A 26,253-nucleotide genomic window follows, 5' to 3' on the forward strand; every position below is an offset into this window, starting at 1 on the left:
AGGTAGTAATATGACTATACTGGTGACAGGAGGAGCAGGTTACATCGGCTCTCACACTGTTGTTGAACTTCAGAACGCCGGATACGATGTTGTCGTAATGGACAACCTTGCCAATGCGAGCAAAAAAGTAATCGGAAGAATTGAAGCGATCACAGGCAAGAAAGTACCTTTCTACGAGACAGATATCAGAGACCGCGAAGGTCTTGAAGAGATCTTTTCAAAAGAAAAAATTGACGGAGTTATCCATTTTGCAGGACTTAAGGCAGTTGGAGAATCTGTTGAGAAACCTTGGGAATACTACGAGAACAATATCTCGGGAACACTTACACTTGTTGATGTTATGAGAAAGCATAACTGCAAGAACATAATCTTCTCGTCATCGGCGACTGTATACGGAGATCCCGCTTTTGTTCCTATCACTGAGGAGTGCCCTAAGGGAACATGCACAAACCCTTACGGATGGACCAAATCAATGCTTGAGCAGGTACTTTCCGATATTTATAAGGCTGATAACGAGTGGAACGTTGTTCTTCTTCGTTACTTCAATCCTATCGGAGCACACAAGAGCGGAACAATGGGAGAGAATCCGAACGGAATCCCTAACAACCTTATGCCTTACATCACACAGGTTGCTGTAGGAAAGCTCCCTCAGCTCAATGTATTCGGTAACGATTATGATACGCATGACGGAACCGGTGTGCGCGATTACATCCACGTTGTGGATCTTGCACTCGGACATGTTAAGGCGCTTAAGAAATTTGAGCCCGGAAGCGGACTTAATATCTATAATCTTGGCACAGGTGTCGGATACAGCGTTCTTGATATAGTCAAGAACTTTGAGGAAGCAACGGGAGTTAAGATCCCTTATGAGATCAAGCCCAGACGCGCAGGTGATATTGCTACGTGTTATTCTAATGCGGATAAAGCGGCAAAAGAGCTTGGCTGGCACGCGCAGTATGGAATAAAAGAGATGTGTGCGGATTCATGGAAATGGCAGAGTCAGAATCCTAACGGATATGATGAATAATTAAGATGTAAAAATATGTCGGTCGTATGCTCTGTAGGGAACATGCGACCGGTTTTTACTATCGGAATAGCAGGAGATAAGATGTTTAGACTTTGGGTAAGATTGGTGGAAGACAACCACCTTATAAAAGATATGGTCGTTTGCGACGAATCAAACGATACAAGAACACATAAAGTAATGAATGCCATTGAGAAGGCATGTTATGAAATGGACCTTTCCAAACCTATTTGGCTTGATAATATAGTAAAAGATTTCCAGATCCATTCAAAGTGTCGATTCAACAAAGACGCCTTTGTGGAGCAGATTGAGTTTGATTACATGGAGATACAAGTTATCGAAGAAGACTATTAAAAATTTACGTTATTTTTTTATAATAAAATAAACACAATTTCGACACATAATGAAACTATACTTATTTTAACAAATAGAAAAAAGGAAGAAGGTAGATACTATGTATGAAGATGTTACCAAAGAAAACAGTGGTGTAAATTCGTCAAACTCATACAACAGTTATAACTACACTAACTATAATTATTCCGATGATAAGACATATAACGGAGATTTGACAGGAAAGAGCGCATATGGATATGGAAACGGCGGGAATAATTACGGAGCCTATCAATATTCAAATGCAGGAAGTACAATGGGGAATGCTATGGGTAATATGGAAAGACCGGCTAAGAAGAGAGGTCTGAAGATTTTAGTTTCAATTATTGTGTTGCTTGCGATTGTCGGTGGAATTGGCGCAGGCGGATATTTGTATCGAACATACGGTAAGGACAAGCCGTTGTTATCATTTAATACTAAGAAGACAGAAGAGAATACCGGTGCAAATCCGGATAATATAGCTACCACGACGGTATCAAACGTGGGAAAAGCTACAGTAACGGATGTTACAGGTGTTGTTCAGGAAGTTATGCCTTCAATGGTTATCATTCATAATAACCGTATCAAATCATCAAACTTTTTCGGATACGGTCAGGAATCAGAGGGACTTTATGCATCAGGAAGCGGAATTATTGTCGGCAAGAATGATTCGGAGCTTTTGATCGCAACAAACTTCCACGTAGTAGACGGAGCTGATTCAATCGAAGTTATCTTTTCCGATGGATCATCCGATGAAGAGGCGGCTAAAAAAGCTGTTCAGGCAGATCTAAAGGGACCCGACCCCGAGATGGATCTTGCGGTAATTGCTGTATCTCTTAAGGATATTCCTGCTGATACGGCGTCAAAGATTAAAGTTGCCACACTTGGTGACAGTAACGCGCTTACACTTGGTGAGCCCGCTATCGCGATCGGTAATGCTCTTGGATATGGTCAGTCTGTATCTACAGGTGTTATCTCAGCGGTCAACAGAAAGTTTGATATGGGAGAGGGTTCATCCAAAATATATATTCAGACAGATGCAGCTATTAACCCCGGTAACTCAGGTGGTGCACTTCTTAATATCAAAGGTGAAGTAATCGGTATTAACTCTATCAAGATCGGTGAAGCGGCAGTTGAAGGTATGGGATATGCTATTCCTATCTCGCTTGCTAAGCCTAAGATTGAAGAGCTTATGAACCAGGAGACCAAGAAGAAAGTAAAAGAAGAAGACCAGGGAGTTATTGGAATCCAGGGTATAAGCGTTTCTGCTGAAGATACAATGAAGTATGGTATTCCTCAGGGTGTATATGTTTATGAGACTATTCCCGGAGGTGGAGCAGAAAAGGCCGGTATCGAAAAGGGTGATGTCATTGTGAAGTTTGACGGATCGGAGATCGGTTCTATGGAAGAACTTCATTCAAAGCTTAGATACTATTCGGTTGGAACTTCGGTTAATATAACGATACTAAGACCTAACGGAAATCAGTACGATACGATAGATGTTACGGTTCAGCTGTCCAATAAGAATATAGGTTCATCGGATGATAATAATTCCAATGCGGAATCCGATAGTGCTTCAGATGATGAGAAAGCAGGCACAGGCGGCTGATATTAAGATACGAAAGATAACAGAAAAGTATTAAATAAAAGAGGCGGTTCAAAATGGAAATTCATTTTGAACTGCCTCAAATTTTTTTGATCAAATCTTATACAAGAGTGGCCTGTTCCTTGTTAAATACAGGAATCTGAGGGTGAATGCCTTCGCCTCGTATCTCAATAAGAGGTGAAGCTTTTCCTTCAATGTAATCTCTTGTAATGGTTACGCGGCCGATGTTGTCATCTTTGGGAATCTCATACATGATATCAAGCATGAAATCCTCGATGATGGCTCTGAGGGCACGTGCACCGGTTTCTTTTTCCAATGCTTTCTCAGCGATTGCTTCGAGAGCGCTGTCGTCAAATCTAAGATCGACCTCATCAAGAGCAAGGAGCTTCTGATACTGCTTAAGGATTGCATTCTTTGGCTCTTTGAGAATCTTGATAAGCATTTCTTTGGTAAGAGCCTGCAGTGTACAGATAATCGGAAGTCTTCCGAGGAATTCAGGAATCATACCGAACTTCTTAAGATCCTCAACCGTTACATTGGAAAGAACGTTGGGGTCATCTGCATATTTATCCTTAAGATCGGCATCAAAACCGATTGAAGTCTGTTTATTCAGTCTCTGAGTGATGATGTCTTCGAGGTCGGGGAAAGCACCGCCGCAGATAAACAGGATGTTTCTGGTGTTTACTGTGGCAAGAGGAACCATGGCGTTCTTGCTTCCTGCTCCTACGGGAACTTCTACATTTGAGCCTTCGAGAAGCTTAAGCATTCCCTGCTGAACAGATTCGCCGCTTACGTCTCTTGCTGTTGTATTTTTCTTTTTGGCAATCTTATCTATCTCATCGATAAATATAATGCCGTGTTCTGTCTTTTCCACATCGTTGCCTGAAGCTGCAAGGAGCTTACTTACAACGCTTTCGATATCATCTCCGATGTAGCCTGCTTCTGTTAGAGATGTTGCATCAGCAATAGCAAGCGGAACATCGAGAAGCTTGGCAAGAGTCTTAACAAGATAAGTCTTACCGCTACCTGTGGGACCAAGGAGAAGAATGTTTGATTTTTCTATCTCAATCTCATCCATGGTATCTGTCGCAACCCTTTTATAGTGGTTGTAAACCGCTACAGACATGACTTTTTTGGCCTTGTCCTGTCCTATGATAAATTCGTCAAGTTTGGCCTTGATCTTGTGGGGAGCGGGAATGTTCCTTATGTCTATAACGGGTTTTGATTTAGCTTCGCTCTTTTTCTTGATCTTCTGTGAGTTGGGAATGCCACCCATGTTGAAATCACCGGGCATATCGCCTAAGTTGAAAAAGCTCACATTCGGAAATGTCCCCATATTCTTATTGAGTTCATTCATAAGATTGGGGTTATTCAGAAGATTCTGATAATCAAACTGTGTGACCGTGTCCATTGTTTTGTGCATACAGTCTTCACAGATGCAGATATTATTGGGAAGATGGAACATCTTGCCCGCCTTGCTCTCAGGTCTTCTGCATACGAAGCAGACATCTTCAAACTCCGACTTGTCATTATTATCATTGTTGTCGGTATTTGAAGTGGTGTCTTCTGTATCTTTTGTGTCTTTGTTATTCAGTTCTTCGTCTGTAACTTCTCTGAAATCGAAGTTATCGTCTCTTTTATCTTCCATATTATCTCCATAGAGAAAAGAGGTTACTCAAAAGTTATGAATGTACCTGCTTTTCCTTTGAGTGCATCAGCTACAGAAGCAAGAGAAGTAATAAGAACCGAACCGTCGTGATTTGATTCCAAGAACTCAATTGCTGCCTGAATCTTGGGAAGCATGTCTACTTCGCCAAATTCGTCTGCTTCGATGTACTCTTTAGCTTCTTTAACGTTCATTTTAAGGATAGGTTCCTGATCATCCTTACCAAAATTCTTGTATACGTAAGGAACCGATGTAAGAATGATAAGTCTGTCAGATTTAAGGTCTGCAGCGAGCTTTCCTGCGATAGAATCTTTTTCGATTACCGCTGAAGCGCCTTTAAGAACGTGACCTTGCTCAATTACCGGGATTCCGCCGCCGCCGCATGCGATAACTTCCTGACCGGCTTCTACAAGAGTCTTGATAGCATCAATCTCAACAATCTTGATGGGGTTAGGAGCGGCAACGATTCTTCTGTAGCCTTTTCCGGGATCTTCTTTTACAAAGTTACCTTTCTTAATCTCTGTATCGGCGTCTTCTTTTGACATATAACGTCCGATTGCTTTAGTCGGTGCATAGAAAGCTTCGTCATAAGGATCTACCGTAACCTGTGTAAGGATAGTGCTTACCGGTTTGTAGATTCCTCTGCTTGTGAGCTCTGTTTTAAGAGAGTTCTGAATGTCATAGCCTACATAACCCTGGCTCATTGCATTACATACGCACATAGGAGCGGATGTGTAATCGATATACATTCTGTGGAGCTCAGTCATTGCTTTGTGGATCATGCTGACCTGAGGTCCGTTACTGTGAGTTATAACAAGCTGATAGCCTGCTTCTATAAGGTCGGCGAGTGCTTTTGCCGTAAGCTTTGTGGCATTTCTTTGTTCGTGTGTGGTTACTCCCAGCGCTTCGTGTCCGAGAGAAACAACTGCTTTGATGTTTTCCATGTTGGCCTCATTTCTGCACGTTGATCGTGCTTAATAAGATAATAATTTATTGTACAATAACTCTGTCTTTTTTGGAAGTAATACAGTAACGTACTACACTGCTAGTTGCGGTGCAGTCTGGCGTATACGTTGGGATCGAGATCCGGATTGACCTTGGTTATTTTCCTGTCATAGGTCATAAGTCCGTTTACTTCCTCTTCAACGTCGCTGACCTGCGTATATACTGCGCCTGAGAGCCCCTTTGAGATAAGCGGGATAATGTTCGCGTTTATCACGTTGTAGTAAGCAACGCCGAGTGTCTCGAGGTTATCGTATTTTTTGTATCCAAATACTCTGTCAACGCTTGAATGTCCGTCTATGTGGCAGGTAAATCCGCCATATTCGGAGATGACAAAAGCCCTGTTCTTAGGATCTTTTTCTACGGCAAGAGGTCTGAAGTAGTTGTGCACGCTTCTAAAGTCGCCGCTTCCTTCATCAAACCAGCCGCTGGCCTGGTCGATAGGTCTTGTATTGTCGAGCTCTTTTGCCATAACGGTAGCACCTGCGGCGTTAAACTGCCCCCATCCTTCGTTGAAGAGAACCCACGTTGCTATTGAAGGTACGCTGTAGAGGTATCTTATAGTGTTCTGCATCTCGTTAAGCCATTCTCCCCGTCCTTCTGCCGAGTGTCTTGAGAATGTCTTGTAGTACGCGGGGCCGTCTGACATTCTTCCGAATACTTTCGGGAAAAGAGTCGGAAGATAGGAGACCATGGGCTTTGCATAGGATGAACCGCCGCTTACCATGTCCTGCCAGACTATCATTCCGAGCCTGTCGCAGTGATAGTACCAGCGCGCAGCCTCGATTTTTACGTGCTTTCTCATCATATTGAAATGAAGTCGTTTCATCTCAGTTATATCAAATATCAGCGCTTCGTCTGAAGGAGCGGTGTAGAGGCCGTCCGGCCAATAGCCCTGATCGAGAACTCCCATGAGGAAGTAGGGCTTGTGGTTAAGGAAGAAACGCTTTGTTCCCGTATTGTCTTCTTCAATGGTAAAAGATCTCATGGCAAAGTACGACTGAACGCTGTCGTCGCCTGCTTCTATGAGAATCGGGTATAGGTACGGATCCTCGGGGCTCCACAGATGAGCATCTTCAATTTCAAAAGAGAAGCTGTAACCTGCGGGAGCAAATTCTTTTACGCCGGCTTCGTTAGAAGGATATGTGTCTGACGAAAAGAGATCCTCACGCTCGGAGTTAAAGCTTTCGCCGGATTTCTTGGGCTTAATTGCCTCGTGTCCGGGAATTCTGACATCGATGTCGCAAGGCTTATTTGTTGAAACTTCGATAGTTACGCTCTTTAAATCCTGTGAAGGAGTTACGATAAGCTCTCTTATGTAAGTTTCGGGAACTTCCTCAATCCAGACAGTCTGCCAGATTCCGCTCTGAGCGGTGTAATACATTCCGCCTCGTCTGAGAGTCTGCTTACCTCTGCTGTGGTAGGAGCTGTCGCTCGTATCCCTGACTTTAACATGAATAAGAGTGTTAAGAGCGGTGCTGTCATTATCCGTAAACTTCAGATGATCCGTTATGTCCAGTGTAAAAGGAAGATATCCGCCGCCATGCGAGCCTACAAAAGATGAGTTTATATATACTTCGGCAAACTGATCCACAGCTCCGAAATGCAGTAAGAATCTTGAGTTTTCATGTTTTCTTTTAAGTGTCGGAAGTACCTTTTTGTACCAGAGAACCTGATCGGGTAGAAGTCTTTTTTCCACACCTGATAAAAAGCTTTCGGGTGAAAAAGGTACGAGAATTTCGCCGTCAGTGTCCGCAGGGAGAACATTTGCCGATATATCCTGAACAATCTTGTATTCCCAGATACCGTTCAAATTCATAAAGCCGTCTCTTACAAAGCGCGGCCTTGGATATTCGGGAAGAACATTGTCTTTATCAAGATTTTCTCCCCATACTGTATAAAGCCTGTTAAGCACATCGTTCTCGTGAGGTTTGTCGATTGCTTTTATTGCATCAATTAAGTCCATTTTCAACCTTTCCTGTATTTCCGGCAGCGATGAGATCTTGGTAGAACGCTGTCAATGTTGCATATCTGTAGACAAAAATCCACAAAAGCGGAATGAAAAAGGTCAAGCATCCGAAAATGATAAGCGGAATGAAGCTTATGTGCAAACGAAAGAGCTTAAACCTGTTCCCTTGCATAAGAGTTTTGCTGTATGCAAGGAGCTCTTTTGCCGATCTGTCAGGATAATCATGTAATAAATAAAAAGCCTGTGAATATGTAAGTGACACGTAGATGTTCACGATAAGTCCGAATAGCAGTGCGATGAAGAGTGCGACTCTGACGGAAAAAGGTGATCTCGGTGTCAGGATAAACCAAATTATTGAAGCGGGAAGACTTGAAAGGAAGTCCGCAAGTACAAAGACTGATTGAATCTTTACCGCTTTGTCGGGGTGCTGCTTAAGTCCGAAGAAAATGTCGCCTGTTGAAACCGTATGTGAGTAGATGAGATTCATGTACAGGTACGCTTTTCCTGAGACCAAAACACCAAGTAGTATGCTTACTATAAGGAATATTATTTGATTTATCGCAAATATAACAAGGCTACCCGAGCTTGAGATTGTCACAATGCTCGAGATAGCCATTTGCAGAACGAAAATTATAATATTTGCAAGTATTAAAATTCCGTATTTATCAAGTGATCTTTCTTTGGCGATTGCCTTTAATTCTGTCGATGTCTTAAGATTAGTCATTAAATATTGCTCCCAACTTACCCTGTAAGGTCTATATTTGCACCGACAAGTCCTTGACGGTGCATTGCTTTTCTCTCTTTTTCATACGGATTGTCTTCGTTTCCGTAGCGGATCTTGGTGGTTGTTTCACCTCCGCAGACATAGGTTCTGCCACATTCCGGGCAAACTGCAGTCTTTATCGAAACTGAAGCCTGAAGAACTTTGCCGTTATTCATGGCGGCTTCTTTGTAAGCATTACTTACATGTTCAGCCTCATGACCGCGTACTCTTGCAGGAGCGGACTGCGGACTTATGTGCTGAGCGCTCTTAAAAGAAACCATCTCATCGGAACCGTCCTGGTATTTGCGGTTCTTGCAGGTTTCGCACTCTGCGGGAGATGATACTCTGCCCGGTGCCTTCTCGGTGGAGGCATTGGGATTCAATATTGGTTTGTTTCCGGCTACAGCACTTGTGCCGATGGCGGCAGATCTGTATGGTGCATATCCGCTGCCTATCGCACCGATAATACTCATAACTTCAAATTACCTCGATTTTATTTCATTTAACATATCATCAAAACTTGTTCCGTACATTTGCTCAGACATCATGTTAAGCTGCTGGCGCTGTTCGGGATTGGTAAGTACCGTATGTATGCTGGTAACCATCATGGTATATCCGAGAACTACGCCGACAGTTCCGAGTACAAGCGCTTTTTTTGCCTGCGGAAGGAATGTCTTCATGGTTCCCTTTGACAAAAGAGCCAGAACGACCGCTACACCGCCAAGAATAATGCCTGTGTAAAAGATAAGGCAAAGCGGGATTGAAAACATTCCCAGGATCCTGGCAAAAGTAGCAAGTGCCACGTGGCTGTCCAGCTCGTTATGTGCCTTGTTGTAGTTATAATTGTTGTAGTAGTATTTCTCGTCGTCGTTTTCTGCCATTTATATAAGAATGACTCCTTTTGAAATTTTTGGTTAATTACTTAAATTTTAGTATAAAACCCCGTATTTTACAATGCTTCGACATTTTACGGACTCTTGAAATACGTCCGCAAGGCTTGGTATAATATGGGAGTGCGCGGTTTATGAAAAAATAATCAAAAATTATTCTTTTTATCATAATTTCGGCGCACAAAGCATATATATACTGCGAGGTAGGTATGGATATAGTAGTAAAGATAAAAGAGGAGCTTAATGTAGAGAAGTGGCAGGTAGAAGCCGCTATTAAGCTTATTGATGAAGGAAACACCATTCCCTTTATCTCACGTTACAGAAAGGAAGTAACAGGCTCATTAAATGACGAACAGCTTCGTAACCTTGATGAGAGACTTAAGTATTTAAGAGGACTTGAGGAGAGAAGAGAGCAGGTTCTTGCTTCTATCGAAGAGCAGGGCAAGATGACAGATGAGCTTAGGGCTAAGATAGTTGCTGCCGAGACTATGGTTGCGATTGAGGACCTTTACCTTCCTTATCGTCCAAAGAGAAAGACAAGGGCAAGCATTGCCAGAGAGAAAGGGCTTGAAGGATTATCCGAGATCATTCTTGCGCAGGAAATTACAGGCTCACTGGAAGAAGCGGCCAAAGCTTTCGTAGACGCCGAGAAAGGTGTAAATGACGAGAATGAAGCCATCAGCGGAGCAATGGATATTATCGCCGAGGATATTTCCGATAACGCCGACTATCGTAAGTATATAAGAGAAGCGACAATGGAGAACGGTATACTTGTCGGAAGAGCCAAAGACGAGAAGGTTCAGAGCGTTTATGAGATGTATTACAACTACGATGAACCTGTGAAAAAAGTTCTCGGACACAGAGTACTTGCTCTTAACAGAGGTGAGGCTGAGAAGTTCCTTGTGGTTAAGATACAGGCTCCCGAAGAGGATATCTTAAGATACCTTAATACCAAGATTATTACAAAAGATAACCCTGTGACTACTCCGGTCATCGAAGAGATTACAAGAGATGCATATGAGAGATTGATAGCACCTGCTATTGAAAGAGATATAAGAAATGAGCTTACGGAGAATGCTGAAGACGGCGCTATTTCCGTATTTGGTAAGAACCTGACACAGCTCCTTATGGCACCTCCCATCGTAGGAAAAACTGTCCTTGGTTGGGACCCTGCGTTCAGAACAGGATGTAAGCTTGCCATAGTCGATGCTACCGGAAAAGTGCTTGATACCAAGGTTATTTATCCCACAGCACCTCAGAATAAAGTTGAGGAAGCTAAGGCGGATCTTAAGAAACTTATAGATAAATACAACGTAGACCTGATTTCTGTAGGTAACGGAACGGCTTCAAGAGAATCCGAGCAGGTCATTGTTGAGCTTATAAAAGAACTTGATAGACCGATTCAGTACGTAATCGTAAATGAAGCCGGAGCTTCTGTTTATTCTGCAAGTAAACTTGCAACAGAGGAGTTCCCACAATTCGATGTTGGTCAGAGAAGCGCGGCATCCATAGCAAGACGACTTCAGGATCCACTTGCAGAATTGGTTAAGATCGATCCCAAGTCAATCGGTGTAGGTCAGTATCAGCATGATATGAATCAGAAGAAACTCGGCGAGACACTTGAAGGTGTTGTCGAGGACTGCGTTAATAAAGTAGGTGTAGATCTTAATACGGCATCAGCACCTCTTCTTCAGTATATTTCAGGTATTTCAAAGGCAATTGCCAAGAATATCGTAGATTACAGAGAAGAAAACGGTAAATTTAAGAGCAGGGCAGAGCTTCTTAAAGTTCCGAAGCTTGGACCCAAGGCATATGAGCAGTGTGCCGGATTCTTGAGAATAGCTGACGGAGAGAATCCTCTTGATGCTACAAGCGTGCATCCCGAGTCATATGATGCAACACTTAAGCTTATGGATAAGCTTGGAATAACATTTGATGATGTCCGTGCGGCTCAGAAGAATGCTGCCAAGGCAGTTCTTGAAAAGCCCGCCGCTCGTCCCGAGAATAAACCCGCACCAAAGAAAAAGCCCAAGCAGGTTGTTATCAGAAATACAAATACAGCTATGGGAGCAGCCCTTGCGGCTGCACTTGCGGGAAGCAATCTTGCTGTTGTGGAAGAAAATGCTAAGGGCGGAAACGCTTCTGCAAAAGCGGAAAGCGAAGCAGGAAACAAAACAGTATCGGCTTCCGGAAGCGCAGCTGGTTCTCTTTCACATAAGATCACAGAAAGTGAGAAAAAGAAGCTGTCAGAAGAACTTGGTGTCGGAGAGATCACTCTTACAGACATTCTCAGCGAGCTTGAGAAGCCTTCAAGAGACCCTCGTGAGAGCATGCCTGCGCCGATACTCAGAAGCGATGTTCTTGATATGAATGACCTTAAGCCCGGTATGGTCCTTAAGGGAACGGTTCGTAATGTAATTGACTTTGGTTGTTTTGTGGATATCGGAGTTCACCAGGACGGACTTGTTCATATTTCACATATCACAGACAGATTCATCAAGCATCCGCTTGAAGCTGTGAGCGTAGGAGATATTGTAGACGTACAGGTTCTTGATGTTGAAGTTGATAAGAAGAGAATCTCTCTTTCGATGAAGCTTCGTGATCCCGCTCAGGTTGCGGCAGAGGCAGAAGCTCAAAGAGCAGCGCGCGGTGCCCAGAATGCAGCTAAAGCAGCTCAGGCAAAAGCAAAAGATGAAGAAGCCAAAGCAACCAAGAAGACAGCAAAAGCTGCTTCTCCCGTAAAGAGAAACGTTTCGAAGACGGCGACGGTTGCTACAAAGGCAGAGGAAACTTTGAAGACGCGAGCTGTTACAAAGACAGGAGTAGCAGGTGAAAGGGGCGCTGCGAAGGCAACAGCTACGACAAAGGCAGGAGTTGCTGCCGGTGTGGATGGTAGCGTTGGCGAAGCACCCGTTAAGAAATTCAAGAAAAAGGGCATTGTTATTTTTAAGGGCAACGCAAATGATTGAAGAAATACGTAAGCACCGTTTTGTTTGAGACATGTGTGCTGATTGGATGCTTCCCGACCGGATTTGCCCGGTCGGGAGTTTTTATGGCAAGAAATGACTTTTTGCTGACATTTTTATAATTTTGAACTTGCCAATGAGTCCTGTTGGAAATATAATGTTTTTCAGACGTTTTTCAAACGTGTTATAGAGCAGACACGGCAGAATAAGGTTGTGTTACTTGCTTTTCTTGTTGCAACTTGAGTTGATTGATTCAATTTCAAGTGTACATCTTGCCGGCTCCGGCATAACTCCTTTTTGTTGTGGTGTTATTAGGATGTTATTGGGATTTTTTATAGCTGTGTTTTATTGAAAAAAACGCGAAGCGGAAGCGTGAAAATGCATTTTATGCCTTTATTAAGAAAAAATGCAGATTTAAGGCATACATTTTAGCCTTTAGAAGGATGTACTGAAGTCAAAGTATGCCTTTAGAAAAGAAAAGTAACGCTTTGAGGCATATTTTTGAACCGCGACGGATTGATATTCAGCGTATAGTATGCCTTAGATTAGGGATAATAGTGATATAAGGCATATAATAAGACAAATTCTAGTCAGAATAAGAACAAAAGTATGCCTTCATAGGATAAAAAAATAATTCTAGGGCATATTTTCATTTTTTTTTTAAAGCATTATATTTTTTGTTTTTTCATCAATGAAATAAAACAAGTCAATATAAATGACACTTTATTAATGCACATCAAGAATAAACAATAAATGAAGAGAGGATACCAAATAAAATGAATGAATTGATTGAAATGGTTAACAGGCGCCGAGTGCTATTGGAAAAGGCAATTAGGTTGGCGGACAAAGAGGAAAAAACATTTCCGGACGGAAGTCTTCGAGTGAGCAGATCGCCAAGGCAAACGCGATATTATCAGATGATAGATGGATTTGGGAGAGTGGGAAAATACTTACCAAAGAAGGAGTTGTCTACAATCAGAAGGCTGGCACAGAAGGACTATAACAGATTATTTAGGAAGACTGCAGAAAATGAGTTAAAGGAACTAAAGAAATTTATTCTTAAATATAATGCTACAGCTGAAGATGTATATACAAATCTTATTCCGGAAAGAACAGCACTGGTAAAGCCATATATCTTGCCGGATGATCTTATAGCCAAAGAATGGCAGTCTAAGATATTCAAAACAAATCCATACAAACCTGAAAATAAAATATTTGATACACGGAAAGGAGAAAGAGTAAGGTCAAAATCTGAAGCAATCATCGCGGACACACTGTATGAACTTGGAATACCGTATTTTTATGAATATCCGCTCAAACTGAGTAACGGAGTAATAAGATATCCGGATTTTATGTTACTTAAGGTAAGCACCAAAGAGGTAATATATTTTGAACATTTCGGATGCCTGGATGATGAAGTATACAGAAAAGAAACACTTGAAAAGTTGAATTTATACAGAGCTAACGGAATATTTCCGGGAAAAAATCTCATCTTTACATATGAAACTAAAGATAGTCCTCTTGATATAAACGGATTAAGGAAAATGCTTATTGAGTTATTTCTGTAGAGAACAAAGAGCATAACAATATTTAATTAGATATCAGCAAAAAATGGCGTGATTAGTAAGGGGGAAACGGGTATAATTGATTTGTATAATGCCGTAAAAGAAAGAACATTTTTTCAAAGGCATCATATAGTGTAAATAATATGTCAGCGTCCACAGATGTAGTGCTTTGACGAATTATGATCCGGTGTCGGTATTGGTCAAAAATCCGGCGAGACATCACACCGATTGCAGGATGTGATGTATAAACGATCGTAAGTCAGTTGGTACCACATTCGGAACGCTATATATTTAATTAGGAGGTTACATATGCTTTATATTGGAGTAGATTTGGGAACGTCATCGGTTAAGCTCGTGCTTATGGATGAGACAGGTAAGATTCACGGAACAACATCAAGGGAATACAAGCTTTACTTCCCTCAGCCCGGCTGGTCAGAGCAGAATCCTGCTGACTGGTATAACGAGGCAATTGCAGGACTTAAGGATCTTCTTAAGGATGTTGATAAGTCAGAAGTTGCAGGTATCAGCTTTGGCGGACAGATGCACGGACTTGTAATTCTTGATGAGAACGACGAAGTTATTCGTCCCGCAATTCTTTGGAACGACGGAAGAACTCAGAAACAGGTTGATTACCTTAACAACGAGATCGGAAAAGAGACTCTTTCTAAGTACACTGCAAACATCGCATTTGCAGGATTTACAGCACCTAAGATCCTTTGGGTAAAAGAGAATGAGCCTGAGAACTTCAAGAAGATCAAGAAGATCATGCTTCCAAAGGACTATCTTGCATATAAGTTATCAGGAACATTCTGCACAGACTATTCTGATGCTTCAGGAATGCTTCTTTTGGATGTTAAGAATCGTAAATGGTCAAAAGAGATGTGTGATATCTGCGGAATCACAGAAGATATGCTTCCCAAGCTCTTTGACAGTTTTGAGAAAGTTGGCGAGTTAAAGCATGACCTTGCTGCAGAACTCGGTCTCAGAGACGGTGTTGTTATCGCTGCAGGTGCCGGCGACAATGCGGCAGCAGCTGTTGGAACAGGAACAGTAGGAAACAACAAGTGCAACATTTCACTTGGAACAAGCGGAACAATCTTTATGTCTTCAGACAGCTTTGCTGTAGACAGCAATAACGCTCTTCATTCATTTGATCATGCCGACGGACATTTCCATCTTATGGGATGTATGCTCAGCGCAGCAAGCTGCAACAAGTGGTGGATGGATGAAATCCTTAAGACTAAGGACTACGCTGATGAGCAGAAGGGCATTGATAAGCTTGGTGAGAACCATGTATTCTTCCTTCCTTATCTTATGGGTGAGAGATCTCCTTGGAACAATCCTAACGCTCGTGCTACTTTCACAGGTATCACAATGGATACAACAAGAGAAGATATGACACAGGCAGTTCTTGAAGGCGTTGCATTTGCTACAAGAGATATGTACGAAGTTGCTAAGAGCATCGGTGTAGCTCCCAAGAGAACAATGATCTGCGGTGGTGGAGCAAAGAGCCCTCTTTGGAGAAGAATGATCGCGAACATTCTCAATGTAGAAGTTGATGTTCCTTCATGCGAGGAAGGCCCCGGAATGGGCGGTGCTATGCTTGCAATGGTTGCATGCGGAGCATACAAGAGTGTAGAAGATGCTGCAGCAGCTATCGTTAAGGTAGATAAGACTGAGAAGCCCGATCCTGAGCTTGTTGCAAAGTACGAAGCAAGATACCAGCAGTTCAAGACTATCTATCCTTCACTTGCTGAGACATTTGATAAGATAATCTGATATATAAATAAAAAGGGATGTTGCACTTATGCTTTTTTCCAAAAGTCAGAACATGAATCTGGCGATATGGATGGGGAGATTATGCATCATCCCTTTATCTTAATTGAAAGAAGTACCCTCATTTCTTTAATCTGGGGATTATGACAAATTGTCGTTTTATGGTGTTTGTAGAATAGTGATTGCTTTTATCGGTATATAAGTATGAAAAGACAGACATCTTTTATTATTTCGATAATATGCATATTGTACATAGGTGGATGCGGCCTTCGAGAGGATGAAGGAAGGTCGGAGGCATCTGGGGCGGATATTCCCGAAGTAGATTCAGCGCCGGTAACGGAGGTATTCGGTGGGTATGTTACACCTTCACAGTATGCTTCGGAAGCAGAAAAGCCACAGAGTTCTTCAGATGTCACTTTGGTAATGGCGGGTGACATTCTTCTTCATGATCGGATTGAGCAAGTCGCGAAAGATTCAGACGGTAATTACAATTATAAATTTATATTCGAGAATATGAAGCCTGAGATAGAAAAGGCAGATATTGCCATAGTTAATCAGGAAGTCATTATCGGTGGACAAGAACTTGGGATATCCGGTTATCCTGAATTTAATGCGCCATATGAAGTGGGCGATGCACTTGTGGAAACAGGTTTTGATGTGGTTTGTCACGCAACAAATCATGCGCTTGATAAAGGTAAAAGCGGAGTTGTAAATTGTTATGAATTTTGGAAACAACGCTATCCGCAGATAAGTGTTCTTGGAATAAATAGAACGGAAAGAGATTACGAAGATATAGATATAATCGAAAAAAATGGAATTAAAATTGCATTTCTTAATTACACATATGGGACAAATGGGATATCTTTTCCAAAAGATATGCCACATGCCATTGATATGCTTGATGAGGAAAAGGTGGTAAAAGACCTTAAGAATGCGGAAGAAAATGCTGATTTTACGGTTGTTTGCCCGCATTGGGGAACCGAATACAATCATGGTGTTGATAAATATCAGAAGAAATGGACTGAGTTATTCAGAGAAAACGGTGCAGATCTTGTTATAGGAGCACATCCGCATGTGATCGAACCTATTGAAATGATAGAAGACGAAAATGCAGAAATAACTAACAACCACGGTGGCGGAGATATGCTCGTATACTATTCGATCGGGAATTTTGTAAGCTGGACGTCTTCAACAGGATCGGGTGTAGCGGACAGAAGCGTTGGAGGGATGGCGAAGGTTACTCTTACGCGAAATCCTGACGGTGAAGTTATCATCAAAGATAACTCGGTCAGGGCACTCGTATGTCATAATCACAGCGAAGAACATGGTGTTACTGTTTATCCGCTTTCAGAGTATTCGGAAGACTTGGTAAATGAAAATGAGATAAGATTAAATGACAGCTCTTTTTCTAGGCAATATTGTATTGATCTGTGTAACAGAATCTGGGGAGAGAGTTGGGAATGATAGTGTAAAATTGGAGAAAAAGACAAATAGTTTATGAAGTTTAGATAACAATTATCAATTGGACTATTGCTTTTATAAAACTAATAATGTATTATCATAAACGAATCTATTATAGTGATGGGTTCGTTTTAAATTTTTATAAGACGTTCTCTTATTCAGAGTGGTGGAGGTACATAGGACCTGTGAAGCCACGGCAACCCCTTGATTTATTCAGGAAGGTGCCAACCTGAGCGTGCATTTCCGTTTTAACGGACGACGAGCAATAAGAGGATCTGAGACAGTTATTCAGTTCCGCTTGTTTGTGCACGCAAAACAAGCGGTTTTTTCATGGTTTCACCATGAAAAACGCTCCGCGAGGATGCGCATCGGCGCGATATGTAGATGATGCTAAGGCATCCGCGCCTCGCGCGAGAATTTCGCGAGCGAAATTCTAATAAATTTTGATTGGCGCTATAGGCGCAGGAAAGGAAACAGAATGGACAAATTTATTTTCACATCAGAATCAGTAACAGAGGGACATCCCGATAAAATCTGCGATAACATCTCAGACGCGATCCTTGATGCTTGCATGGCAGAGGATCCTATGAGCCGTGTTGCTTGCGAGACAGCTACTTGCACAGGTTTCGTACTTATTACAGGTGAGATCACAACAAAGGCTAACGTTGATTATGCTAAGATCGCAAGAGAGACAATCAAAGAGATCGGTTATGATGACTCAGCTAAGGGCTTCGACGGAAATACTTGTGCTGTATTCGTAGCTCTCGATCAGCAGTCGGCAGACATCGCCATGGGTGTTGATAAGGCTCTTGAGGCTAGAGAGAACCAGATGACAGATGAGCAGATCGAAGCAATCGGTGCCGGCGATCAGGGTATGATGTTCGGATATGCTACAAACGAGACAGAAGAGTACATGCCTTACGCAGTAAGTCTTGCTCACAAGCTTACAAAGAAGCTTACAGAAGTAAGAAAGAACGGAACTCTTCCTTACCTCAGAGCAGACGGTAAGAGCCAGGTTTCTGTAGAGTATGATGAGAACGGAAAGCCTATCCGTCTCGAAGCTATCGTAATCTCAACTCAGCATGATGAGAAGGTTACACAGGAGCAGATCCACGAGGACATCAGAAAGCAGGTTATCGACGCTATCGTTGATCCTAAGATGGTTGATGACAATACAAAGATCTACATCAATCCTACAGGACGTTTCGTAATCGGCGGACCTCAGGGTGACGCAGGACTTACAGGACGTAAGATCATCGTTGACACATACGGCGGAGCAGCTCGTCACGGCGGCGGTGCATTCTCAGGAAAAGACTGCACAAAGGTTGACCGTTCAGCAGCTTATGCAGCAAGATACGTTGCAAAGAACATCGTTGCAGCAGGACTTGCAGACAGAGCAGAGATCCAGCTTTCATATGCTATCGGTGTAGCACAGCCTACATCAATCCTTGTAGATACATTCGGAACAGGTAAGGTTTCAGATGAGAAGCTTACAGAGGCAGTTCGTAAAGTATTCGATCTTCGTCCTGCAGGAATCATCAAGATGCTTGACCTTCGTCGTCCTATCTACAAGCAGACAGCAGCTTATGGACACTTCGGACGTAATGACCTCAATCTTCCTTGGGAGCAGACAAACAAGGTTGATGAGCTTAAGGCAGCAGTACAGTAATTTAGAAGAGAATTTATTATTTTTCTAATAAAGGGGTTGAGACAGCAGTTGAGTTTTTGAGACAGCTGTCTTGGCTCCTTTTGTATTTAAGGGAAGAGTTATGGGAAAAGACGTAAAAAGGGAATGCTGAAATCGGCATTCCCTTAATTTCTTATACTACCTGAACATTATTTTTTCCCGCGAGCTCTTCTAAGCGCTCGATCATCACTTTGTCCGCCTTGATTGTAGCGGAGCGTCCAAGTTTCTTAATCTGCTTGGTGTCCTTGAGGTAGATGGCAATCTCATCGCGTCCGTCCGAATCGGCGATTATTCGCTTGAGTTCAGCATCTTTTTCCGAATAGGCATCCTTATTGTCGAAACGAAGCCACACAGTCCTTGGAATCTCGTCAAATAGCGTGATCTTTGATGCGATAAGTTTGGCGTCGCGGTCATCTTCGACTGAAACGCGGCCTTCTATAAAGACTTTGGCATCAGCGTCAAGCCTTGGCGCGTTAGCTTCATATGTCTTGGGGAATACGATTACTTCGATGCTTCCGACAAGATCTTCAACTGTAAGGAAAGCCATGATCTGGTCATTCTTTGTATATTTAATCTTCTTATCGCTTATGATACCACCTATAATGGCTTTCTCATTGTCTTTTACCGCGGGCTCGCCCGTCTCATCGTCGAGGTAGAAATCCGCAGTGGTATTTGAAATTCTCTTTTTCCACATTCCGACATAGTCATCAAGAGGATGGCCTGAAATATATATTCCAAGGACATCTTTCTCGAATTCAAGGAGAAGTTCCCGGGGAAATTCGCCTACATCGGGAAGGGGAATCTCGTATTGCTTCTTATCATCTTCGCTTACGATGTCGAAAAGAGTCATCTGTCCTGCCATGGAGTTTCTTCCATTGTTATGCAGGCGGTCCATGATCTGAGCGTAGACTGTCATAAGCTGCTTTCTGGTTCCGGGGAAACAGTCAAGCGCACCGGCTTTTATAAAGTTTTCGATAGCTCGTTTGTTTACATCAGTGTCCTTACCCTGCATGCGGGAGAGGAAGTCGTTAATATCCTTGAACTTTCCGCGGATTGAGCGCTCTTTTACAATAGCGGCGATAGCCGGATAGCCGACACCTTTAATTGCGGTAAGAGCGTAGTGGATAGCTTTCTTCTTGCCGGGAGTCGTTGCAGCGACAGCGCCGGGAAGGGAAGTATCGCTTTCTTCCAAGTTGATCTCCGTAACGGAGAATCCTTCAAATCCTTCATTGATATCGGGGGGAAGGAGCGTAATGTTCATGTTTCTGCAGCTCATGATGTAGCCTGAAACCTTGCTCGGATTGTCTATGACGGAAGTCATAAGAGCTGCCATGAATTCAACGGGATAGTAGCATTTAAGCCATGCCGTCTGGAGCGCAACAACCGCGTAGCATGCAGCGTGTGACTTGTTAAAAGCATACTTTGCAAAGTCCATCATGGAGTCGTAGATTGCGTTGGCTATCTCGGGAGCAACGCCTTTTGAAGCACATCCCGGAACGTTCTCTTCGGGATTTCCGTTTACGAAGTTTGCTCTTTCAACCTCCATTACGTGCTGTTTCTTTTTACTCATGGCACGACGAACAAGGTCGGCACGGCCGAGAGTATAGCCGCCGAGTTGCTGAACTATCTGCATAACCTGCTCCTGATAAACGATACAGCCGTAGGTTGGCTTAAGTATCGGCTCGAGTTCCGGTGTGAGATAGCTGATGGAGCCTGCGTCGTTCTTACCTGAGATGTACTTGGGAATGAAGTCCATCGGGCCCGGACGATATAGTGAGATACCCGCTATGATGTCTTCCAGTGATTTAGGCTTGAGCTCCTTCATGAAAGCCTGCATACCGCCCGATTCAAGCTGGAATATACCGTCACACTTGCCACTTCCTATAAGAGCAAGAACCGCGGGATCGTTGTAATCAATCTTGTCTATGTCAATGAAATTCGCATCACCTTTCTTTGCGCCGATGGATGCATTTGCAAAGCGGACAGCGTCCTTGATAACGGTAAGTGTGCGAAGCCCCAAAAAGTCCATCTTAAGAAGTCCAAGTTCCTCAATGGTTGTCATCGTGAACTGAGTGGTTATGTTACCTTCTGCTGAGCGCGACAGAGGAACAAGGTCTTCAGCGGGAGCCTGGCAGATAACGACACCGGCTGCATGGATAGAAGTGTGTCTCGGAAGTCCCTCGAGTTTTTTACACATGTCGATCAGCTTGTGAACCGTTTCGTCAGTCTCGTATCTGGTGCGAAGCTCAGGATTCATCTCAAGAGCTCTGCTTAGAGTCATGTTGAGCTCGTTCGGAATCATCTTGGAAATCTGATCGCCGTAGCTGTAGGGAAGATCCATTACTCTGGCAACGTCTCTTATTACACCCTTTGCGGCGAGCGTACCGAAGGTTATGATCTGTACGACTTTGTCGGCACCGTATTTCTCGGTAACGTAGTCAATAACGTCCTGTCTTCTTTCGTACTCGAAATCCACGTCTATATCGGGCATGGATACACGTTCCGGGTTGAGGAAACGCTCAAAGAGCAGATCGTACTTGATTGGATCGATATTTGTTATGTGCATGCAATATGACACGATACTTCCTGCGGCAGAACCTCTTCCGGGACCGACTGCGATGCCGTTCTCGCGACAATAGTTGATGTAGTCCCATACAATAAGGAAGTAATCGACGTAGCCCATTCTTTTAATGACACCGAGCTCGTAGTCGAGTTTCTTTTTAAGAGTGCCGTCATCATTGGGATATCTCTCGTTAAGCCCGTCGAGACAGAGCTTATTGAGATATGTCCATGAATCATAGCCTTCAGGAACCTCGAAATGAGGGAGTTTTGTCACGCCGAACTCAATCTCGACGTTACATCTTTCTGCAATCTTGGCAGTGTTGTCAATTGCCTGCTGCGCATATGGGAAAAGAGCTCTCATCTCTTCTTCACTCTTTACGTAGTACTGCCCCCCTTCATAGCGCATACGGTCTTCGTCGGAAACTTTTTTGCCCGTCTGGATGCAAAGAAGGAGGTCGTGTGCCTCCGCATCGTCTGCATAAGTGTAGTGGCAGTCGTTTGTGGCAACAAGCGGAATGTCAAGCTCCTGAGAAAGAGAAAGAAGCGCACTGTTAACTGTTCTCTGAGCGGGAATGCCGTGATCCTGAAGCTCTAAGAAAAAGTTACCGTGTCCGAATATGCTATCAAGCCTTAAAGCAGCCTCTTTTGCCTTGGCGGGAGTGCCCTTAATGATGTTCCTTGGGATCTCACCCGCAAGACAGGCGCTGAGACAGATGAGTCCTTCGTGGTACTGCTCCAGAAGTTCCATATCAACTCGTGGCTTGTAGTAGTAACCTTCAGTAAAACCGCGGCTTACGATGTGTGACAGATTGGCATAGCCTGTATTGTTCTCGGCAAGAAGAACGAGGTGGTAATAGCGCTCGTCCATGCTGCCTGTTTCCTTTTCAAACCTTGATCCGGGGGCAACATAAACTTCACATCCAAGGATGGGATTGATTCCGGCCTCCTTGCACGCTTTGTAGAAATCGATGACGCCATACATGACACCGTGATCGGTGATTGCACCCGAAGTCATGCCAAGGTCTTTCAGGCGCTTGACATATTCTTTTATTTTATTGGAACCGTCCAAAAGACTGTACTCCGTATGGACGTGAAGATGCGAAAAAGCCATATAAATACTCCCTGTTTTTCAGATGAAAAAATTATATCATATGAAATGAAATTTTTTATGAAAACGCTCCGTCAATCATTGCATTTTAAAAAAAATTGCTCTAATATTATGAAAAGAGTATGTCAATAAATTGTCAAATGTGAGCGTTTGACATTTTTAAGGGTTTTAATCTATAGAATCGAGGAAATAATTATGGCAAAGCAGATCAAAACAATCGGTGTACTTACCAGTGGCGGCGATGCACCGGGTATGAACGCAGCTATCAGAGCGGTTGTACGTAAGTCACTTGCGAACGGTCTCAAGGTAAAGGGAATCAAGAAGGGTTACATGGGACTACTTAATGAAGAGATCGAGGATATGGACAGAAGAAGCGTGTCTGATATCATTCAGCGCGGAGGAACTATCCTTGGTACAGCTCGTTGTATGGAATTCACAACTCCCGAAGGTCAGGCTAAGGGCGCAGAGATCTGCCGTAAGCACGGCATTGATGGCATAGTCGTTATCGGCGGTGACGGATCTTACCGCGGAGCTCAGAAGCTTTCACAGCAGGGCATCAACACGGTAGGTATCCCCGGAACAATCGACCTTGATATTTCATGTACAGATTACACAATAGGTTTTGATACAGCTATCAATACCGCTATGAGTGCTATAGATAAGATCAGAGATACATCATCATCTCACGAAAGAGTCAGCGTTGTTGAGGTTATGGGACGTCATGCCGGATATATCGCTCTTTGGTGCTCGATTGCCAACGGTGCGGATGACATACTTCTTCCTGAGAAATATGATTACAATGAGCAGCGCATTATCGACAACATCATCGACAATCGTAAAAAAGGTAAGACACACCACATCATCGTAAATGCCGAGGGTATCGGACATTCAACATCAATGGCTCGTCGTATCGAGGCAGCTACAGGTCTTGAGACAAGAGCAACTATCCTTGGATACATGCAGAGAGGTGGAAGTCCTACATGTAAGGACCGTGTTTATGCTTCTATGATGGGATGTTACGCAGCAGATATCCTTGCAGCAGGCAAGACAAACAGAGTAGTAGGATACAGAAACGGTCAGTTTGTTGACTATGATATCGATGAAGCTCTTGCTATGAAGAAGAATATCAACGAGTACATGTACGAGATCGCTCGTATTCTTTGATTAAAAAACAAAATGAAAATTTAAATTTTACCCCTTGCCGGTTAATTCGGTAAGGGGTTTCTTGTATGCAAAAAAGTAACAAACACTTCGCTCACGAAAAAAATCTGTTGTTTACTCGATAGTGATTGACCGCAAAAGCGTATTGTAATAGCCTTGTTGATGGTTACATATAAAAAATTATGTGGGTGGAGAGATGATCAACAAGGAAAAGATTGAGCAGGCAGTTCAGCTTCTGCTTGAAGGAATGGGGGAAGATGCCACTAGACCGGGACTTATCGAAACGCCCGAAAGAGTGGCAAGAATGTACGAGGAGATTCTTTCGGGTTACGGAGACTGCGCTGAGAGGCATCTATCAAAGACATTTCCTGTTACAGAAAGCGGAATGATCCTTGAGAAAGACATTCAATTTTATTCATTGTGCGAGCACCATCTTCTGCCATTCTTCGGTAAGGTGCATATCGCTTATGTTCCGGTAGATGAAGTTGTCGGTATCAGTAAGCTGGCAAGGACGGTCGAGGTATTTGCAAGAAGACTTCAGATTCAGGAGCAAATGACCGGCCAGATTGCGGATGCCATTGCAAAAAATCTTAAGACCAAGGGCGTTATGGTTCTTGTCGAAGCTGAGCACATGTGTGTCTCTATGCGCGGTATAAAGAAAAGCGGAAGTAAAACCGTGACTATCGCATCAAGGGGCTGTTTTGAGAACGATCAGAATTTAAGAGAGACTTTTTTTAAACTAATCAGTTAAAAACAAGGGCGGTGAGAAGAGATGAAGATAGGGAAAAAATTTTTCGATCTAGATTCAGACAGATCACTTATCATGGGAATTTTGAACGTTACACCCGATTCTTTTTCTGACGGAGGAAAGTACTTAGACGTAGACAGCGCACTCTTTCAGACGGAAAAGATGATAAGGGACGGTGCAGACATAATTGATGTAGGAGGTGAATCAACGCGTCCCGGTTACACGAAGATATCATGTTGGGACGAAATAGCAAGAATTAATCCGGTGATCAAAGCTATAAAAGAGCGGTTCGATGTACCCGTTTCTGTTGATACTTATAAGTGGGAAGTTGCGGAAGCGGTTATAGAAAGCGGTGCGGATATGATCAATGACATCTGGGGGCTTGATTATTACGAAGATACTGAGCATCGAATGGCACAGGTCGTTGCAGCCGCGGAGATTCCGGTCTGTATCATGCATAACAAAGCAGACAGGATCATAAGCATGGACAGATTTTCTTTTGAACGGGAAATAATTGAGGACATGGAAAAGAGGATAAAAATAGCCACTGATAACGGCATTTATGATTGGAATATCATCCTCGACCCCGGAGTTGGATTTGCCAAGAACTTTGAAGAAAATATGTGGTGCATATCACTTATAAGTCAGCTTAAGAAACTTGGCTATCCCGTGTTGCTTGGAATATCGAATAAGTCGCTCATCGGCAATATCACAGGACTTGAAGTGGATCAGAGAAAAGAGGGAACGATAGCACTTAATGTGCTTGGAAGAGAATTTGGAGGCAAGATTTTCAGAGTGCATGATGTATTGGCAAACAAGCGAGCACTTGCTGTTGCCGATAGTATTTGTGGATGAAACGAACAGGAGGGGGAAATATGGATTGCATTAAGATTGTTGATCTCGAAATTTTTGGAAATCACGGACTTTTGAGAGAAGAAAATGCTCTTGGGCAGAAATTTCTCATATCGGCAAATCTGTATTTGGATACGAGAAGAGCCGGAATGTGCGATACAATGGAGTTTTCTGTAGATTATAATGAAGTTTGCCATCTCATATATGATTATGTTAAAGGAAATACCTATAACTTAATAGAAACCGTAAGCGAGGAGCTTGCTGAGGAGATACTGTTAAGTTTTCCGCTTTTGGAAAAGGTTGATATAGAAGTAAAGAAGCCATGGGCACCTATAGGATTGCCGCTCAGCTACGTGTCCGTCAATATTTCAAGAGGCTGGCATACGGCATATCTGTCGGTTGGTTCAAACATGGGTGACAAAGAGAAAAACATAAAAGGAGCGCTGGAGGAGCTTTCGAAAGATTCGCTTATAAGGGTTGGCAAGAAATCGGAGTTCATAACTACAAAGCCTTACGGATATGAAAATCAGGATGATTTTTTGAACGGAGCGCTTGAGATAAGAACTCTTTACACTCCCGATGAACTCCTTGATAAGTTACATGATGTTGAAAGACAATTCGGAAGAGTCAGGGATGTACACTGGGGACCGAGGACTTTGGATCTTGATATAATCATGTACGACCATCTGGTAATGAAAAATGAAAGACTTACGATTCCGCATATAGATATGCAGAACAGACAATTTGTATTAAAGCCGCTTGCCGAGATAAATGAACAGCTTGTTCATCCCGTATTACATAAGACGGTTGGGCAGATGCTCAGAGAAGTGCAAGCATAAACAATGGAGCGCCTGTAAGAATACTCTTGCAGGCGCTCCATTGTTTTTGTGTTGGGTGGATCAACGTCCGCTGAGCCAATCCCAGATATCCATTAAATACATCATTGTGGTCGTCGTAAACCTCTTTCCTTTCCCCAAAATTTCAATTCCATATGAAATAGAGTATAATATTGTCGAAAAAAAGAAAAGAATAAGTTAGTAAATGACATATTTTTTGTGTAAATGACATAAAAACCGGT

At 42.9% G+C, this 26,253-nt stretch carries 19 protein-coding genes and 1 riboswitch; of the genes, 12 read left to right on the top strand and 7 right to left on the bottom strand.

Features of this window, described 5'->3' with window-relative positions; genetic code table 11:
* Nucleotides 1–10: 10 nt before the first annotated feature.
* The 3 genes from galE to DL92_RS19150 all read left to right on the top strand — a co-directional run bounded on the left by galE (nucleotide 11) and on the right by DL92_RS19150 (nucleotide 3,002).
* Nucleotides 11–1,027, top strand: a complete 1,017-nt coding sequence (gene galE, locus DL92_RS0112095) for a UDP-glucose 4-epimerase GalE (RefSeq protein ID WP_026667862.1) — start codon at nucleotides 11–13, stop codon at nucleotides 1,025–1,027.
* Between the two features lie 81 nt (nucleotides 1,028–1,108).
* Nucleotides 1,109–1,378, top strand: a complete 270-nt coding sequence (locus tag DL92_RS0112100) for a hypothetical protein (protein ID WP_026656126.1) — start codon at nucleotides 1,109–1,111, stop codon at nucleotides 1,376–1,378.
* Nucleotides 1,379–1,478: 100 nt separating this feature from the next.
* Complete coding sequence (locus DL92_RS19150) at nucleotides 1,479–3,002, top strand: S1C family serine protease (protein ID WP_051625322.1); 1,524 nt, start codon at nucleotides 1,479–1,481, stop codon at nucleotides 3,000–3,002.
* A 97-nt stretch (nucleotides 3,003–3,099) separates the two neighbouring features.
* Here DL92_RS19150 and clpX read toward each other — a convergent pair whose 3' ends face one another.
* From clpX to DL92_RS0112135, 6 genes are all read right to left on the bottom strand, one after another.
* The gene (clpX, locus tag DL92_RS0112110) at nucleotides 3,100–4,647 is read right to left on the bottom strand and encodes an ATP-dependent Clp protease ATP-binding subunit ClpX (protein WP_026656125.1); all 1,548 of its coding nucleotides are present in this window, start codon (nucleotides 4,645–4,647) and stop codon (nucleotides 3,100–3,102) included.
* A 23-nt stretch (nucleotides 4,648–4,670) separates the two neighbouring features.
* Nucleotides 4,671–5,609, bottom strand: a complete 939-nt coding sequence (arcC, locus tag DL92_RS0112115; protein ID WP_026656124.1) for a carbamate kinase — start codon at nucleotides 5,607–5,609, stop codon at nucleotides 4,671–4,673.
* Nucleotides 5,610–5,710: 101 nt separating this feature from the next.
* Entirely contained in the window at nucleotides 5,711–7,633 is a 1,923-nt protein-coding gene (locus tag DL92_RS0112120; RefSeq protein ID WP_026667863.1) for a glycoside hydrolase family 2 protein, read from the bottom strand.
* The gene (locus DL92_RS0112125; RefSeq protein WP_026667864.1) at nucleotides 7,620–8,360 is read right to left on the bottom strand and encodes a DUF975 family protein; all 741 of its coding nucleotides are present in this window, start codon (nucleotides 8,358–8,360) and stop codon (nucleotides 7,620–7,622) included. Before DL92_RS0112125 ends, DL92_RS0112120 begins: the two co-directional genes overlap by 14 nt.
* Before the next feature lie 17 nt (nucleotides 8,361–8,377).
* A complete protein-coding gene (locus tag DL92_RS0112130; RefSeq protein WP_026656121.1) occupies nucleotides 8,378–8,872 on the bottom strand; it encodes a hypothetical protein in 495 nt (164 codons plus the stop codon).
* A gap of 9 nt (nucleotides 8,873–8,881) precedes the next feature.
* Entirely contained in the window at nucleotides 8,882–9,280 is a 399-nt protein-coding gene (locus tag DL92_RS0112135; protein ID WP_026667865.1) for a hypothetical protein, read from the bottom strand.
* 218 nt (nucleotides 9,281–9,498) lie between these two features.
* Between DL92_RS0112135 and DL92_RS19155 the strand changes: the two genes are divergently transcribed.
* The 5 genes from DL92_RS19155 to metK all read left to right on the top strand — a co-directional run bounded on the left by DL92_RS19155 (nucleotide 9,499) and on the right by metK (nucleotide 18,726).
* Nucleotides 9,499–12,258, top strand: a complete 2,760-nt coding sequence (locus DL92_RS19155; RefSeq protein WP_034469080.1) for a Tex family protein — start codon at nucleotides 9,499–9,501, stop codon at nucleotides 12,256–12,258.
* A 773-nt stretch (nucleotides 12,259–13,031) separates the two neighbouring features.
* Nucleotides 13,032–13,823: a hypothetical protein gene (locus DL92_RS20345; RefSeq protein ID WP_051625323.1), complete on the top strand. Its 792-nt coding sequence runs from the start codon at nucleotides 13,032–13,034 to the stop codon at nucleotides 13,821–13,823.
* Nucleotides 13,824–14,129: 306 nt separating this feature from the next.
* A complete protein-coding gene (gene xylB / locus DL92_RS0112150; RefSeq protein WP_026667866.1) occupies nucleotides 14,130–15,599 on the top strand; it encodes a xylulokinase in 1,470 nt (489 codons plus the stop codon).
* A gap of 201 nt (nucleotides 15,600–15,800) precedes the next feature.
* Nucleotides 15,801–17,060: a CapA family protein gene (locus DL92_RS19165; RefSeq protein WP_051625324.1), complete on the top strand. Its 1,260-nt coding sequence runs from the start codon at nucleotides 15,801–15,803 to the stop codon at nucleotides 17,058–17,060.
* A gap of 148 nt (nucleotides 17,061–17,208) precedes the next feature.
* Nucleotides 17,209–17,329: riboswitch (SAM riboswitch) on the top strand.
* A 206-nt stretch (nucleotides 17,330–17,535) separates the two neighbouring features.
* On the top strand, nucleotides 17,536–18,726 hold the full coding sequence (metK, locus tag DL92_RS0112160; protein ID WP_026513558.1) for a methionine adenosyltransferase: 1,191 nt from the start codon (nucleotides 17,536–17,538) through the stop codon (nucleotides 18,724–18,726).
* Between the two features lie 151 nt (nucleotides 18,727–18,877).
* Here metK and DL92_RS0112165 read toward each other — a convergent pair whose 3' ends face one another.
* Nucleotides 18,878–22,417 carry a DNA polymerase III subunit alpha gene (locus DL92_RS0112165; protein WP_026667867.1) on the bottom strand — a complete coding sequence of 1,180 codons (3,540 nt, stop codon included), beginning with the start codon at nucleotides 22,415–22,417 and terminating at the stop codon, nucleotides 18,878–18,880.
* Between the two features lie 192 nt (nucleotides 22,418–22,609).
* Between DL92_RS0112165 and pfkA the strand changes: the two genes are divergently transcribed.
* From pfkA to folK, 4 genes are all read left to right on the top strand, one after another.
* Complete coding sequence (pfkA, locus tag DL92_RS0112170) at nucleotides 22,610–23,578, top strand: 6-phosphofructokinase (protein WP_026656114.1); 969 nt, start codon at nucleotides 22,610–22,612, stop codon at nucleotides 23,576–23,578.
* Nucleotides 23,579–23,771: 193 nt separating this feature from the next.
* Nucleotides 23,772–24,326 carry a GTP cyclohydrolase I FolE gene (gene folE / locus DL92_RS0112175; protein ID WP_026667868.1) on the top strand — a complete coding sequence of 185 codons (555 nt, stop codon included), beginning with the start codon at nucleotides 23,772–23,774 and terminating at the stop codon, nucleotides 24,324–24,326.
* A gap of 21 nt (nucleotides 24,327–24,347) precedes the next feature.
* A complete protein-coding gene (gene folP, locus DL92_RS0112180) occupies nucleotides 24,348–25,178 on the top strand; it encodes a dihydropteroate synthase (protein WP_026656111.1) in 831 nt (276 codons plus the stop codon).
* A 20-nt stretch (nucleotides 25,179–25,198) separates the two neighbouring features.
* On the top strand, nucleotides 25,199–26,014 hold the full coding sequence (gene folK, locus DL92_RS0112185) for a 2-amino-4-hydroxy-6-hydroxymethyldihydropteridine diphosphokinase (protein WP_026656110.1): 816 nt from the start codon (nucleotides 25,199–25,201) through the stop codon (nucleotides 26,012–26,014).
* The last annotated feature ends 239 nt before the right edge of the window (nucleotides 26,015–26,253 follow it).

The organism is Butyrivibrio sp. AE2005 (assembly GCF_000686965.1).
GTDB classification, from domain to species: Bacteria; Bacillota; Clostridia; order Lachnospirales; family Lachnospiraceae; genus Butyrivibrio; species Butyrivibrio hungatei_A.